This window comes from Wolbachia endosymbiont (group B) of Scrobipalpa ocellatella, assembly GCF_964188425.1.
Lineage (GTDB): Bacteria > Pseudomonadota > Alphaproteobacteria > Rickettsiales > Anaplasmataceae > Wolbachia.
This window is the reverse complement of sequence record NZ_OZ077190.1, coordinates 67,315-82,270: the sequence shown is the minus strand read 5'-3', so window position 1 is coordinate 82,270 and position 14,956 is coordinate 67,315. Positions and strand designations below refer to the sequence as shown.

Annotated in this window: 11 protein-coding genes; 9 read left to right on the top strand and 2 right to left on the bottom strand. The window is 34.2% G+C overall.

The features are described from left to right. The first annotated feature begins 71 nt into the window (after positions 1–71). The 9 genes from AB3210_RS00360 (at position 72) to hemA (ending at position 13,399) form a co-directional block, all read left to right on the top strand. Entirely contained in the window at positions 72–860 is a 789-nt protein-coding gene (locus AB3210_RS00360; RefSeq protein ID WP_096097162.1) for an ankyrin repeat domain-containing protein, read from the top strand. Positions 861–1,418: 558 nt separating this feature from the next. Then, positions 1,419–2,807 (top strand): ankyrin repeat domain-containing protein, encoded by a 1,389-nt coding sequence (locus tag AB3210_RS00355; RefSeq protein ID WP_052264726.1) that lies wholly within the window; start codon positions 1,419–1,421, stop codon positions 2,805–2,807. Between the two features lie 132 nt (positions 2,808–2,939). Then, on the top strand, positions 2,940–3,527 hold the full coding sequence (gene recR, locus AB3210_RS00350) for a recombination mediator RecR (protein WP_180708353.1): 588 nt from the start codon (positions 2,940–2,942) through the stop codon (positions 3,525–3,527). Between the two features lie 14 nt (positions 3,528–3,541). Then, positions 3,542–4,762 (top strand): P-loop NTPase fold protein, encoded by a 1,221-nt coding sequence (locus AB3210_RS00345; protein ID WP_096097163.1) that lies wholly within the window; start codon positions 3,542–3,544, stop codon positions 4,760–4,762. Positions 4,763–4,920: 158 nt separating this feature from the next. Then, complete coding sequence (gene htpG / locus AB3210_RS00340; RefSeq protein WP_026097246.1) at positions 4,921–6,825, top strand: molecular chaperone HtpG; 1,905 nt, start codon at positions 4,921–4,923, stop codon at positions 6,823–6,825. A gap of 38 nt (positions 6,826–6,863) precedes the next feature. Further along, positions 6,864–7,154, top strand: coding sequence for a hypothetical protein (locus AB3210_RS00335; protein WP_230608971.1), 291 nt, complete (start codon positions 6,864–6,866; stop codon positions 7,152–7,154). A 15-nt stretch (positions 7,155–7,169) separates the two neighbouring features. Then, entirely contained in the window at positions 7,170–10,154 is a 2,985-nt protein-coding gene (locus AB3210_RS00330; protein ID WP_264336155.1) for an ankyrin repeat domain-containing protein, read from the top strand. 151 nt (positions 10,155–10,305) lie between these two features. Then, positions 10,306–12,138, top strand: coding sequence for an ankyrin repeat domain-containing protein (locus AB3210_RS00325; RefSeq protein ID WP_052264683.1), 1,833 nt, complete (start codon positions 10,306–10,308; stop codon positions 12,136–12,138). A 64-nt stretch (positions 12,139–12,202) separates the two neighbouring features. Continuing rightward, entirely contained in the window at positions 12,203–13,399 is a 1,197-nt protein-coding gene (gene hemA, locus AB3210_RS00320) for a 5-aminolevulinate synthase (RefSeq protein WP_007302191.1), read from the top strand. A gap of 280 nt (positions 13,400–13,679) precedes the next feature. Here the strand turns inward: hemA and AB3210_RS00315 are convergent, their stop codons facing one another. Together AB3210_RS00315 and efp are read right to left on the bottom strand one after the other, a co-directional pair. Next, on the bottom strand, positions 13,680–14,372 hold the full coding sequence (locus AB3210_RS00315) for an inositol monophosphatase family protein (protein WP_007302192.1): 693 nt from the start codon (positions 14,370–14,372) through the stop codon (positions 13,680–13,682). Then, positions 14,373–14,939, bottom strand: coding sequence for an elongation factor P (efp, locus tag AB3210_RS00310; RefSeq protein ID WP_052264684.1), 567 nt, complete (start codon positions 14,937–14,939; stop codon positions 14,373–14,375). Positions 14,940–14,956: the final 17 nt, after the last annotated feature.

Here is a 14,956-nt window from a genome sequence, read left to right as displayed (position 1 = left end):
TTTTTAATTAAAAAACTTGACTTTTATTAGAATTTATTGTATTATTGATATAATTAGAATGGGTAAATAATATGACTACTTTACTTGAAATCGTCTGTAAGAAAGGGATAGGGTATGAAGACAAAACTAGAGAATTGAAGGGGTTTCTTGGTGAGAATAACGAAATATTAATTAACAAAGAGTTATTTAAATCAGCTTTATCTATAAAGGATGCTGTAGATATAAGAAAAAAGATGGTGTATCTTATTTTGCACCACTGCATTGAATACAATAGTGCAATATCTGAGAAAAAAGAGAAATTATCATTTCAAGACGTGATGAAGATTTTAGATGAAACTGTGAATAGGTTTATTACTCCTCAGTATTTCTACAAATTGATAAATTTTCAAGATCAAAGTAGTAAAAATACATTATTACACCAAGCTGTTATAAGTAATAACACTGAGGCAATAGAAGCCCTTTTAAAATATGGTGCAAGCCCTTTGATAAAGAATAAAGAAGAGAAAATCCCATTAGATTTAGATCAAGAAGAAAAAACAAGAGAAGCACTCATTAAATCTATGAAAGACCAAGCTAAATCGAAAAAAGAAAGTGCTAGATGTAATAGTTTGATTGGCATTATACCTGGCGTTTTTCTTGGCATTGGACTCGGTGTTGGTAGTGCTTTAGTCCCTTCAATGACTATTATATTATGCACACTCGCAGTATCTGCTCTTGTTGCTGGAATAGCAGTTGGAGTGGCTATATATTTCCTAAGTCAAGACTATAAACAGGCTAAATCAATAGAAGAAGCTGTTAATCCTCAACTCTCTTCTGTCAAGTATGAAAAGACTGTAGATAATAAAGCAGTACTAGGATAACTGTGAGTTTTTTAACATTAGATTTCTTGCATAACTGGAATTCGAAAGTTCCAGCGCATTTTTCTTATTGGATCCCAGTGTCAAGCACTGGGATGACATCTTATTATGCAAGAAATCTATTCATTTAAAACTTATTTGAGAAAACGTAGCTATAAAAACCGCAGGTACCAGTTGGTTTTTATTAGCTAAATTAAAGGTCAAGTATCTGGAATTCTGAACATAAGATCCCCCTGTATAAAAAAGATTAGAAAAAATGCAGTGCACATACGACAGATATGCTCTGAAGAGGATACGCTACATTTTTAGTGAGTGTGATTTAAAAGTCTGCAGACCGAAGATAGATTTTTGAGCTCAATAAATATCTCTAACTGTAATTGTAATCAGATTTAAAATATGCGGAAGTAATTTTTTAGCTATAAAATCTTCTAAAAAATTAACACAGAAGTTAGTTTCATAAGTATTTTTATCAAAAACTATTTTAAAAAAATTTAAATAGAGTTGAAAAATTTTAAAGATGAGATACCCTACCTGAAATGCAACTTCTGTAAAAAAAGAAATATGAAAGGTGAAATAAACACTGCAGCAAATTTTCAAGCAGAAGACCTTGAGTCTAAAAATGCTACAGATCTTGATTGTTTAGCTAACTCTCTAAATTCTTTGAATGCAAAGAGTGCTGAGATTAAAGATAAAAGGAACGATGTGCCTTTTTCCAGTAGAAAAAGCAACTCGCATGTTTTAGAACTTTTTTCTAGTGAAAATGTTGAGATTCACATTCAAGATAAAACGCCTTGTGCTGCTCGGAGTGAATCAGGTATAGCTGTAATATTTAGAGGTATAGCTGGGTTGTTTAAAGGTAGGAATAGTATGGACGTAACCCTTTATCAATCTAAAGTGCAACGTAGCTCTGCAATTGATTACAGTACTACAGAAAGTATAGGGTTACGGCTACTAAATATCTGTAAAGGAGAAGAAGATATCTCTTTTGATCAAGAGATTAATTTTTTATATAAAGAGGGTTATTTGTATGATGTCTTATTGTTGCAAGACGAGGAGAATCATGACACACCTTTACATGTAGCTATAAAAAGAAATCGTACTTGTTTTGTAGAAAAACTTTTGTGTATTCTTAAGGAACCATACTGTTCAAGTGAGTTTTACAAACGCAAATATTTTGAACATAAGCAAGAGAATGAAAAGCCGCTTTTCAAAGTTATTAATACTAATAACAAGGATGGAAAAGATGCAATTACTCTGGCTATTGAAAGCAATAATTCAGAATGCATTTCAGCTCTTTTTAACTACTTAACTCGTGAAAATATTAACAGAAGAAAAGATGTTGAAAATGAGTACACACCTCTACACGAAGCTATGCTTCTTAACAAAAATGAAGCAATCAAAGAGCTTCTCAAATCAAAGGATATAGATACTGAACTCATAGATAAGGAATCTTACAAAGCATATAATTATGCTAATAACAAAGAGGCCATAGAATTGTTTATTCAGCACTATAGTAGTAAAATTAGTGAGTTGCGTATAAAATTAGAAGATAATAATAAAAAACTAGCACGAATTAAGTGCGTCCTAAACAAAACAAAACTTACTTGTGTATGCTTAGCAGCCTTCGGCTCTTGTTTTAGAATGTATAGAAATTCCCATGACATAATAAATGAAGAAGTGAGTGAAGATATGTTATATTATTCTCTTGCATTGCTTGCCAACACTACAGGTCTAATATTATTTTTTAATTATTTGATCGATACAATACTTTCCAAGTATGAAGAAAAAAATTCTAGTTTGAATAAAGAGTCAGACAGTTATGTAGAAGAAAGAAATATGTTGAAAAATAAATTACGTCATTTTCAAAAAAGAAGTACCGTAGTAACTACGCAAATGTGTGAGATAATTTCAGTTATACCTGAATCAGAGTTAGGTTACAGTAGATTGTGATTACATTAATTTTTTCAAGACAGTTCTAAAAAAAGTGGGAAATCTTTTTCATAGCCAATCAAACTAAGCTTTCTTTACGAAAGGTTTGATGTTATCATTTTATAAACTATATCCTGAATTTGTTAAATGAACATTAATATAAAGAATTTAGTTCATGCTTTTTCTAAATTGCCAAGTTTAGGTCCATCATCATCACGAAGATTAGTTATACATTTGCTCCAAAATAAAGAGAAAGTCATGCTACCGCTTGCATCTTTGATTAGAGAGCTAGCGGATCTTATAATAGAGTGCAAAATTTGTGGAAACCTAGATACTAAATCGCCGTGTTCTATTTGTACTAACCCAAAGCGTGACACCAAGTTAATGTGTGTAGTAGAAGAATTGGGTGATCTATGGGCATTTGAAAAAGGGAATATATATTCAGGTATGTATCATGTTTTGGGTGGAAGGCTATCAGCAATAAATGGCATAGGTCCAAAAGAACTGAATCTTGATAACATTCCCAAAAGAGTTACAGAATTTAAAATTGAAGAGGTCATTATTGCAATCAATCCGACATTAGAAGGCCAAGTTACTGCGCAATATATAATTGAATTGCTAAAGAATTCGAATGTAAAAATATCGCGCCTTGCTTGTGGTATACCGATAGGTGGAGAAATTGACTACCTAGATGAAGGGACTCTGAAGATAGCGCTTACTTCAAGACAAGAGTATGAGTAAATACAAAAGAAGGTATGTGCTTAAAAAAACTTATATCGCTAATAACATTAAAAAAAAAAGAAGAGGAGCAATTGCCTAAGGTAACAACTTGGGAGAATGATTGCTTAGGCTATAAACAAGTTGCAAGTAGATTTAGTAATATAATTAAGACAATTGATCAGTTTTTTTCGATCGTATCCTTAGAAGGATATGATAAGTGGGGTAAGACATTTTTTTTGAAAGAATGGGTAAAGGATCTAGAGCAGCAAAATGAAATTGCAGCTTATTACAGCGCATGGGATATTAGTGCGCTAGATCAACCATTGCCTTCTTTTTTGCATTTCTTGTTTGAGGATCTATTCGCATCATACAAAGTAAAAAGGAGTGTTATACAGCAGTTCAAAAACATAAACCAAGAACTATTTTCTCTCAATACATTAGGAAAGCTGATCAGTAAATCTCCACTTGCTATGCTTTCAGTATTTCTCGATGCTGCAAAAGAGGCTGATAAGAAAGACATTGGTTTTGTCTTGGGTGAGTTAAATCTTCTCCAAAGGAGAAAAGAGAACATTAGAGATTTTAAAATACAACTAGCAGATGTGGTCAATAAAATCAGGAAAGACAAAAACATTTATATAATGGTGGATGATCTTGATATATGTCGCCCTAAATTCATTGTCGATTTTTTAGAATCCATAAAGTACATGCTTGATGTTGAGGGACTGGTTTTCATTATCTCTGTTAGCCAAGATAAGAGTAATGTGCAAAGAGCAATTAGCACAATACTTGGACCAAATTTTAGCCTAAAATCTTTTACTGATCTCTCTTTGCATTTGCCAAAACAGCCAACAGAGCAGTTTATAAGAAAACTGTTTGAAAGTTCTGAATTACCGAAAAAATCAAAGAGCTTAATTATAGATAGCTTTATATTTTATGCAGAAAGCTTCTCATTATCACTGCAGGCAATACAATACTGTATAAGAAGAATAAAGCTATGTTTTTTGAACCATGCAAAAGAAGAATTACTTGATCCGAATTTATTTACATTTTTAGTAATACTACAGTCAGTAAACACTGATTTGTACGAGGAATTATATTCATCACCTCAGAAAGTACTGGAGAAGATTGAGAGTGATTTAATGCCAAATGGTCAAGAAGAATGGAAAAAGCTTAAAATCTCTCTTGAGACTACTTTTAAAAAAAAAGAATCAAAGACTAACAAATCTTTGAAGCAAATAAGAGATATTATATTCTAGCACTTTCTTTTTAATTTGCATGACACAATGATTGTACTTATTCCAGTTTAGCATTGGAACCATAAGTTGGCCCACATAAATTTTAGCATGTGTGACCTTGAAAGATCGCAGTGCAATACTTAAATTATTAGAGTAGTAGGCTAATAATGGAGCTCAAAATGCACAACATACAAGAAACTGAAAGTTTAAAATTTGACGCTGAAGTAGGCAAAGTACTAAATATAGTAATTCATTCACTTTATACTAATAAGGATATTTTCTTGCGTGAGTTAATATCAAATGCATCAGATGCATGTGATAAATTGCGCTATGAATCACAATTAAATGCTGATTTATTAGATTCAAGTGATGAGTTGAAGATTACTATTAGCTCCAATAAAGATAAGAATGAGCTGTATATAACCGATAATGGAATTGGAATGAACAGACAGGATTTAATAGATAATCTTGGCACGATTGCAAGTTCTGGTACGCAAAAATTCTTGGATGCAATTAAGAATAATAAAGATTCGAGCCAAGCTGTAGAGCTGATTGGAAAGTTTGGTGTTGGTTTTTATTCAAGCTTCATGGTTGCTTCAGAAGTTATAGTAGAATCAAGGAAAGCCGGAGAAGAAGAGTCTTGGGTGTGGAAATCTAAAGGAGATGGAGAGTATTCAATCAGCAAATTAGATGGTCAAATCTCTCGTGGCACAAAAATTACGCTCATCATGCGTCCTGAAGAAAGCGAATTTTTAGACAAATTCCGTATTGAAAACATCGTTACTACTTACTCTGACCACATAAATTTTCCCGTTGAGTTTGTAAATGAAGAAGGAAAAAGTGAAAAATTAAATAGCAAAGCTGCAATTTGGACTAAGCCAAAAAATGACGTTACTCCAGAAGAGCACAACGACTTCTTCCGTGGTGTTGCACATGTGGGCGGTGAGCCTTGGATGATATTTCATAATAAAAATGAAGGTGCAATAGAGTATACGAACTTGCTTTATGTTCCTTCTATCAAGCCTTTTGATTTATTTCATCCAGATAGACGCTGCTCTGTAAAATTGTATGTAAATAAAGTGTTTATCACTGAAGATAATGTGCAGATTATACCGCAGTACTTGCGTTTTTTGAAAGGTGTGGTTGATTCACCGGATTTGCCTCTCAATATCAGCAGAGAAACACTGCAAAATAATCGTGTAGTTGAGCAGATTAGGAAATCTTTAACTAAGCGCATAATATCAGAGCTCGGCAAAAAAGCAAAAGAGAATTTAGAGGAATATACAAAATTCTGGGGCAATTTTGGTGCGGTGTTAAAAGAAGGTCTTTGCGAAGCTATGCCAACTGATGAAAGAGAAGCATTGCTTTCCATTTGCAGATTTCATAGCACCAGTGATGGTAAGCTAGTTAGCATTGATGATTATATAAGCAGAATGAAGCCTGAACAGGAACATATCTACTATCTCACAGGTAATAGTCTCGATTCAGTAAAAAACAGTCCACAACTTGAAGGATTCGTCAGCAAAGGATTGGAAGTGCTTCTATTTGTTGATCCAGTTGATGATTTCTGGACTAGCGTGATTCATGAATATAAAGATCAAAAATTTAAGTCTGTGACCCGCGCTGATGTTGATTTAGAAAAATTTTCTTCAGAAGAAGGCAAGAAAGATGAAGAAAATAAATCAGATGAAAACAAAAGCGAAGAAAACGCGGATTCTATACTCGAATACTTCACCAAGGTTCTTGGAAGCTTAGTAAAAAGTGTAAAGATCTCTAAGAAATTAACCGATAGTCCTGTGTGTCTAGCAGTTGATGAAGGAACTATGGATCTCCGTATGGAGCGTTTTTTACGTGAACAGAAGCAGCTAAATTACCGCACGCCAAAAGTACTTGAAATTAACATTAAGCATCCTTTGATAAGAAACATAATGGAATCTCACGCTAAAAATGGTGAAAATCCAACACTTGGAGATATGATTTACTTATTGTTCTATCAAGCTTGTATAGTGGAAGGTGAAGAGATGGAAGACGTAAGTCTATTTGCTAAAAGGCTCAATAACTTGCTTGGCAAAATTTCTATTTAATGCTATACTTAGTTTAGCTAATAATTAGGGGGTAAAACATGGGGTGGAATTTACTTGGTGGGCTCATGCCGCCAGCAGTAGATACTGCAGAAGAAAGGGAGCGTCGCCATTCCAGAGATTCAGGTGCTGAAGAAGAATTTGAAGTTTTAGAACAAGAAGAAATTAAGGAGCATCGTCATTCTGGAGATTCAGGCAATTGTTCAGAGGTTGAGGAAGGACAAAATACTAACAGAGCAATTGAATTGGAATTTCAGCTAACACAATCTTTGCTAAGTCAAGTAAAGGCAGGTGAGAATAATAGGAATGCAAATTCTGGCAAGCAAGCATAACTTGATTTGGAAAGAATGGATTTTGTAATTAATGGGCAAACAATAAGCAAAGCGTATGTTCACGAGTTATATTGCCAGCACAATCACTTAATTTCGAGTGAAAATGCAAATTACCGCCTGTTTGCTAAGCAAGTTTTCACAGAAATGTTTAAATATGCTAAGGCAGAAACTCCAAATGACAATATATTAGAAGAGTTAATTACTAATTGCAATCAGGCTGGGTATGATGGCTCTTTGTTAATGCAGCTCTCTCCTATATTCTCTAAGCATAAACTAAGCTTGCCTCATGCCAACGATAGAAAGATAAGTATTGTATATAATAGCCAAGGTTCTCTCAATATTCAGTATTGTCCAAGTATGCCTGTTAGAGAACTTGATACAAATAAGGAAATATGCAGGGTTGATGCTATTTTAGAGTTCACCCTTAAGTTTCGAGATAGTAAGGTAGAGTATGAAAACGGCAAAGTAACACTTGCTATTCCTGAACAATTAGAGAATTACAAAGTTGATGGCAAAAGTTTGTTAGATGAAATAAATAGGCATTTCGAAGATGAGGATAATAGAATTACAGAGACTCTTGAGAAAAATATGAATGAAGGACCTAAGTCATTTGCTGCTGAAGACTTGTCTATTACTGAGAGTTCATCTGATAGTAGTGAAGTAGCAAACAAAGTAGTTACTGATCCAGGCATTTTAGGTAATGTTGCGAATGTATTGGTAGGTGTTGCAGAAGTTACAGCAGTTGTAGCAACAGAGTTATTTTGGCCTCAAGATCAGGTTAATATAGAACCAAGGCATAATGAAGAAGAATTTACCATTATCCCTGAAAATTTAACCTTTGATGGATTAATAGACGTTATAAATAAAGCAAAAAATTATGGTGATTACACAGGTTTAGATAAAACTATAAATAATATAGAGGAAAGCGATAGATTTATTACTGATTTGAATTGTGGTAATTTGAAGGATTTTTGCTCTCAACAGCTTAATTTGACTGATCATATGCACAATGTGCTGTTGAATAATAGCTATGATGAAACAAATGGTTATTATAATTATTCAGTAAAAGAGCTTTCACTACTAGCCATTGCAGCTGATGACACACTTGTGGAAAGGTATGCAGAAACGCATAAAAGTATATTATTTACGCAAGATGAAGGTCTCGATAGGCTACTTATTGGTGTTGGTGGACAGCGCTATACTAAGCTTTTATTAGAAGATTTGGAAAAAAATCGAAGTACTATTCTACCTTGGCATAGCATATGTGAAAAACTTCGAAGGGCGTTGTCTATTCGTAATCAAGAATGCGTGAAAGCGGTATTAGATAAATTTAAAGATACTGAAGCCAGGTCTAGAGTTTCTGATATGTCAGAAAAATTTTTGCACTATGCTATACAACAAGATTTTATAGATGTAGCAAAGACTATTATTAATCATAAAATTGCTGATATTAATAGTATAGACAATTCAGGGCATGCACCTTTGCATTGGGCTGTGGCACGTAATAATTTAGAATTAATGGGCTTGCTTATTGGAAATGGCGCTGAGATTGATATTCAAGATGAGAGGCATGGCAGAACAGCTTTACATTGGGCTGCTTACCATGATAAATTTGAAATAGTAAAATTACTTGTAAACAAGGGAGCTGATTGGAACATTCAAGATAGAGATGGCAAAACAGCTTTAGATCTGGTAGGAACGAAAAGTTTATATTTGGTAAGGGAAGAAAACAGGGAAAAATCTTCTAGTGAATCAAAAATCACAAAATTTCTTGAAGGTTTAGATGATAAAACACCTTTGCATTTAAATATTAAAAAAGATCCAGAATCCAAAAATATTGATAATCAACGGCCACAAAGGAGTATTGTTGATAAAGAAGAAAATATTATGAATAATAAAAAGGTTTCAATAGAAGAAACTATAGATAATAATAATTATAGGAGGGGTAAAATGCCTAAAAATATAGAAGAGAAATTGTCTAATGCTATCTTCGCTCTTAATTATGAAGAAGTAATGTCTTTAGTGGAAAAGGTAAGGAAAGAGGACAATAGTGTAGACATAAAGCAAATCTTGAATAAAGCCTTAGAAGACGCTAATAAGACGGAAGTTGGTAAGAAAGATAAAGTATCTAAAAGCAAACTCGCAGAAATTAAAATATTTCTTGAAAAAGAGCTTGAGAACATCGCTGCTGCATCACCAGTGAGCGATGATGTGAAAACTACCGCAAGTAGTAAAAAAGCTCCTGTGGTGGAGTCTGAAGGAAGTGAATCAAATTTAGCATCGTCGAGTTCTGAAGATGATGATTTTTCTAAACTTGAAAGTGACGATTCTCCTAGAATTTCTTCAGATCCTCCTTCGTTTGATATTATTTATGAAACAGAAGTACCTGAAACTGCAGCAGAAATGCCTTCAATGGTCACCGAGGAAAAGTCTGATGATCTAAATGACGAAAAAGATAATCAGAATTTGACAATACCTACAGCTGTAGATGAGGGTACATCGCCTATTCCCGAAAGTCAATGTGGTACTGCACACAATGAAGAAGATTTTACTGTTCTACCTCAATCATCATCATTAGGTTTTGCAAATGAAAGTGTTAATACCGTAATATCAATTGATAATAACAGAAAAGAGCAAACTTCTAATAAACCCGCCAAGCATGTAGAACAAGTTGCTAACGAAAATATACAACCAAAATCAGTAGCTAATAAGCAAGCTAGTAATAGCAACAAAATTTACACAAAAGAGAATAGCGTTAAATGGCCTACTGTGGCTACATGGATGTTTGCAGTAACTGGAGTACTTTCATTAGCTGCTGCACCAGCTGCATATTTTGCTCTCGGTACTAGTCTGCTGGTAGCAGGAGTAGCGGCAGGCATTGGAGCTTTCTGTATAGTTGCTGCTATAGCTGTACATTATTATAATAAGGCACCTTCAGGTCCACTTAAAGGACCAGGTGTTGAGGAGGTTGTTCATAATGCTGCTGTAGAAGCAAGTTAAGAAATAGTAGTCTATCATTTAATAATTTATTATAATTATATTGATTATTAATAGATAAAAACTTGGTAGACTACGAAGAGATGCTTGCTAAGTTGACAAAATTGCCATTTAATGCTACACTTAGCTTAGCTACTAATTAGTGAGGAAAAACATGTTAGGTTCAGATTTTGTATCACAGGAATCAAACAAAATTTTAAAGAAATCAGATTCTAGGGATTCGGGAACTGAAGAAGGGTTTGAAATTTTAGAACGAGAGGAAAAAGAGCGCCGTCGTTCTGAGGATTCAGGTAATGAAAGTCAAGAGGAATCTGGCGTTAATAATTCTGATACTAAATCTAGTGCAGTAACTACGTTAGAATTTCAGCTAACACAATCTCTGCTGGGTCAAGTAAAGGCAGATGAGAATAATGAAGATGTAAAGTCTGGTAACACAGCTTATCAAGACCTATATAGAACGGATTTTTTTGTAATCAATGATCGCACTATAGATAATAGTTTCATTAAAGGGTTATATGATAAATATAATGAGGGAGATGATAAACGTCTGTTTGCAAAGTATGTTTTTACGGAAATTTTTAAACATGCTAAAGCAGAGGTTCCAAATGACTATATACTGGAAGAGTTAATTACTAGTTGCAATCAAGCTGGGTATGATGGCTCTTTGTTAATGCAGCTCTCTCCTATATTCTCTAAGCATAAACTAATCTTGCCTCATGCCAATGATAGAAAGATAAGTATTGTATATAATAGCCAAGGTTCTCTCAATGTTCAGTATTGTCCAAGTATGCCTGTCAGGAAACTTGATACAAATAGGGAAATATGCAGGGTTGATGCTATTTTAGAGTTCACACTTAAATTTCATAATGGTGAAGTAGAGTATGAAAATGGTAAAGTAACACTTATCATTTCTGAGGAATTAAAAGCTGGTAGGGAAAGTTTACTAGACGATATTAATGAACGTTTCACAGATTATGATAATGATGGATTTATTCATTTACACGTTGCAGCACAAAAAGGTAATGTTGAGCTTGGCAGGCATTTACTAGAATGTGGTGCAAATATTGAGATTAAATCAAAAACAAAAGTAGGTGGTGACACTGCACTTCATTTAGCTGCCAAGAGTGGTCATAAAGATTTTGTGAAGCTTTTACTTGATAATGACGCAAATGTTAATTCAGTAAGCAGTACAGGCAGCAGAGTAACTCCTTTACATGAAGCAGCATATAGTGGACATTCAGATGTTGCAGAATTGCTAATAGAGCGTGGCGCAACAGTTGATGCTAAAGAACGATATAATCTTACTCCTTTGATGTATGCTTCTGCAGAAGGTAATTCGGCAATGGTGGAATTACTTTTAAAAAAAAAGGCAGATCTTTATTTACAACATCATAATGGTGAAACTGCATTGCACTTAGCTGCTGATAATGGTCATTCTGATGTAGTTGCCATTTTGATAGGTGCAGCAAAAGATAAAAAAAAGTATGTTAATATGCAAAGCAACAGTATTGGTACTGCGTTGCATGTTATAGCTTATAATCGAGAAATAAATGAAGAGCATAAAAAATCTGCAAAATTGATAATAGACAATGGTACAAGCCCGTATTTAGAAAACGATCCAATTATTAATAAACCATCAGATACTCTTTTGAAAGGAAGCTCTTTAGATATGGCAAAAAAGCGAGGAAATAAGGGATTTTTGGAATTTATGTCATCTTTAGGCTATTCAGCAACCGTACCAAGCAATTCAAAGAATGATCCACAAAACACAAAAAAGTATGTCGTAGCTGCTTCTGCGCTTGCAATAACTGTTATTGCCTTAGGAGCAGCTGTTGCAGTTTACTTGGAAATGTTAGCAATAGGAATAGCAGTTGCAGTTTGTTGTCTTATTGCAGCTACAATTACGTACTGCTATAGGCCTAAAAGCTTAGTTGAGGATAATCAGGTCAAAAAGGTTATGCAGACAGAAGAATGTCAGTCTAAGTAATAAATATAGTAGTCTATCATTTAATAATTTATTATAATTATATTGATTGTTAATAGATAAAAACTTGGTAGACTACGAAAAAATATTCTTAAATAAAATCAAAGATATAAAAGAAGAAGGGCGCTATCGTGAATTTACGCATTTTGCGTCATTACCTGGCAAACTTCCCTATATTATGGATTATGAAAGAAATAGAGAGGTTATTGTCTGGTGCAGTAATAATTATCTGGGAATGTCACAAAACGATAGTGTCATTGCTGCTATTCAAAATTCATCTGTTGGTGCTGGAGGAACAAGAAATATATCAGGTACAACAAAGGAAGTTGTTGAGCTCGAGAAGTCTTTGGCTGACTTGCATCAAAAAGAAGCTGCTTTAACTTTTGCTTGTGGCTATCTTGCCAACCAAACTACACTTAGTACTTTATCGTCTGTTATTCCGGGCGTGGTAATTTTTTCAGATGAGAAAAACCATTCTTCAATGATAGAAGGTATAAAATCAGGAAAAAGACCGAAGCACATATTTAGGCATAATGATGTTGATCACTTAGAGCAGTTGCTAAAGTCTATAGATATAAAAACGCCGAAAATAATAGCACTTGAATCTGTATACTCAATGGATGGTGATGTAGCACCGCTTGAAGCGATATGTGATCTAGCAGATCAGTATAATGCAATCACCTATTTGGATGAGGTACACGCAGTTGGCATGTATGGACCGCGCGGTGGCGGAATTGCAGAAAGAGAAGGTTTGATGGATAGAATAACTGTTATTCAGGGTACATTATCAAAGGCTTTTGGAGTGATGGGTGGATATATAGCGTCTTCAAAGAGCTTGGTGGATGTAATAAGAAGTTCAGCCCCAGGATTTATTTTTACTACTGCTATGTCGCCCGTTTTAGCAGCAGCAGCAAAGGCAAGCGTTGAGCATCTAAAATCAAGCAACATTGAAAGAGAAAAGCAGAAGCAGGTGGTTGAGAAAGTAAAAGACTCACTGAGAAATGCAGGAGTGAATTTTATGCAAACAGAAACTCATATAATTCCAATCATAATTGGCGATCCTGAGTTGTCCAAAAAAGCATCAAAATTGTTATTTGATGAGTATGGAATATATGTACAACATATAAATTACCCAACAGTTTCAAAGGGGACTGAGCGCTTCCGTATTACTCCTACGCCTTACCATACAAATGAAATGATAGAGCATTTAACAAAATCTCTTGTAAAAGTTTTTGAGAAATTATCTGTTTGTGTCTGTTGTTGAGTTTAAAGTTGCCAAGAATAAGGTATCTATTTAAAAGCATGGTTAATGTACAAAATCAGTGCTTTATTTCTTGTCATGAAAGTAGCTAACACTGGGATCCAACTAAGTTACTTTACAACATTTTTTGTGCAAAAGGACTAGATGCCATTGTCACACACTGACTATTTGTTCCTATAGTTGTCTTTTCTCGTCTATCTTATTTTGCTACCCTGCTGCAATGAGGGGTAGGTAAGACCATTTATTATTTTCACTACGTGACTTTTGCTCTTTTGAATGAACTTTAGTTTATATCTCCAGCAATGACAAGCGCGTTATCTTCCCTTAATCTCCCACCGCTTTCTTGCAGAAAAAGCCTACCGAGTGAAGTTTTATATTTATTAATTCCAGAGTAAATTATTCCATTGTATCTTCCGGCAGCAAGATATGCAAAACCTAGTACCGTTGAGCCAAGGGAGCGTAGATTATTATTGTCAAGTGGTAATTTATTTAACAAATTACCACTTATGTCTATTATTCCCCCTTCACGAGCTTTCATCCGCATTTTTACATGGCGAGATTTGAAATCTTCAAGAAAAGCTCCTTTCTTTTCCTCTGCCCAGAAAGTTTCTCTAAGCGCTGGAGCATCAATCACAGCTGCTACAACTCTGTTTTTATGAATGAGACAAACTGATACTGCAAAATAAACCATACAACTAAAAAGGTTTTCCTTGCCTTCTATAGGCATAATAAACCAAGTATAACCGCCGTCTTTTAGATCTTGGCCCACATCGTCTTCAAAAATAAAGTCATAGTTCTGGTTGTAGTTTTTCAAGCAATCGTATATAAGTTGCTTGGATTTTGAATAAGTTTTATTGATAAAGTCTGCTGACTTAACGCTTGAAATTTGCAATTCATTAAAATCACGTATAAGCTGCTTGGAGGCACTGCGTACAGAATCAAGCATCACATTGATTCGTGGTGATGAAATTGCCATTTACTCTTTCACTCTTTCGTAATAGCTGTTATCAGGAGTATGTACTACAATTTTATCACCTTCTTTTATAAATTGAGGCACGTTAACGCGTATTCCGTTTTCCAAAATTGCAGGCTTATAAGAAGCAGTAACAGTCTGCCCTTTGATAACAGACTCTGTTTCTTTTACAGTTAGTGTAACGTGATCAGGCACATGTGCAGAAATTATTTTATCTTGATAAGTTACTACTTTAATTTTCATATTATCTTGCAAATAAGACTTCTTTTCTCCTAATAAGTCTAAATTTATAACAATCTGCTCGTAATTACTTGGATGCATAAGATTTACGATATTCCCTTCAGTAAAGAGATAAACATATTCCTCTTCATCTAAAATTGCCCTTCTGATTGTTGCATCAGAGCGGAATCTTTCATAGTGCTTTGCTCCAGTTTTGATATTTTTCATTTCAGCTTGTATGTAAGCACCACCTTTACCAGGTTGAGTATGCATAATACTTACAACCAAAAACAATCCACCGTTATGTTCTAGTACCTGACCTGGCCTGATATCATTAGCCCTTTCTGCCATAATTACACTTTTAATTT

What these genes read in the sequence shown, in the direction of transcription:
- AB3210_RS00315 (WP_007302192.1), bottom strand. Translation starts at nt 14,372, where the DNA reads ATGGCAATTTCATCACCACGAATCAATGTGATGCTTGATTCTGTACGC.
- htpG (WP_026097246.1), top strand. Translation starts at nt 4,921, where the DNA reads ATGCACAACATACAAGAAACTGAAAGTTTAAAATTTGACGCTGAAGTA.
- AB3210_RS00325 (WP_052264683.1), top strand. Translation starts at nt 10,306, where the DNA reads ATGTTAGGTTCAGATTTTGTATCACAGGAATCAAACAAAATTTTAAAG.
- AB3210_RS00355 (WP_052264726.1), top strand. Translation starts at nt 1,419, where the DNA reads ATGAAAGGTGAAATAAACACTGCAGCAAATTTTCAAGCAGAAGACCTT.
- AB3210_RS00345 (WP_096097163.1), top strand. Translation starts at nt 3,542, where the DNA reads ATGTGCTTAAAAAAACTTATATCGCTAATAACATTAAAAAAAAAAGAA.
- AB3210_RS00330 (WP_264336155.1), top strand. Translation starts at nt 7,170, where the DNA reads ATGGATTTTGTAATTAATGGGCAAACAATAAGCAAAGCGTATGTTCAC.
- efp (WP_052264684.1), bottom strand. Translation starts at nt 14,939, where the DNA reads ATGGCAGAAAGGGCTAATGATATCAGGCCAGGTCAGGTACTAGAACAT.
- AB3210_RS00360 (WP_096097162.1), top strand. Translation starts at nt 72, where the DNA reads ATGACTACTTTACTTGAAATCGTCTGTAAGAAAGGGATAGGGTATGAA.
- AB3210_RS00335 (WP_230608971.1), top strand. Translation starts at nt 6,864, where the DNA reads ATGGGGTGGAATTTACTTGGTGGGCTCATGCCGCCAGCAGTAGATACT.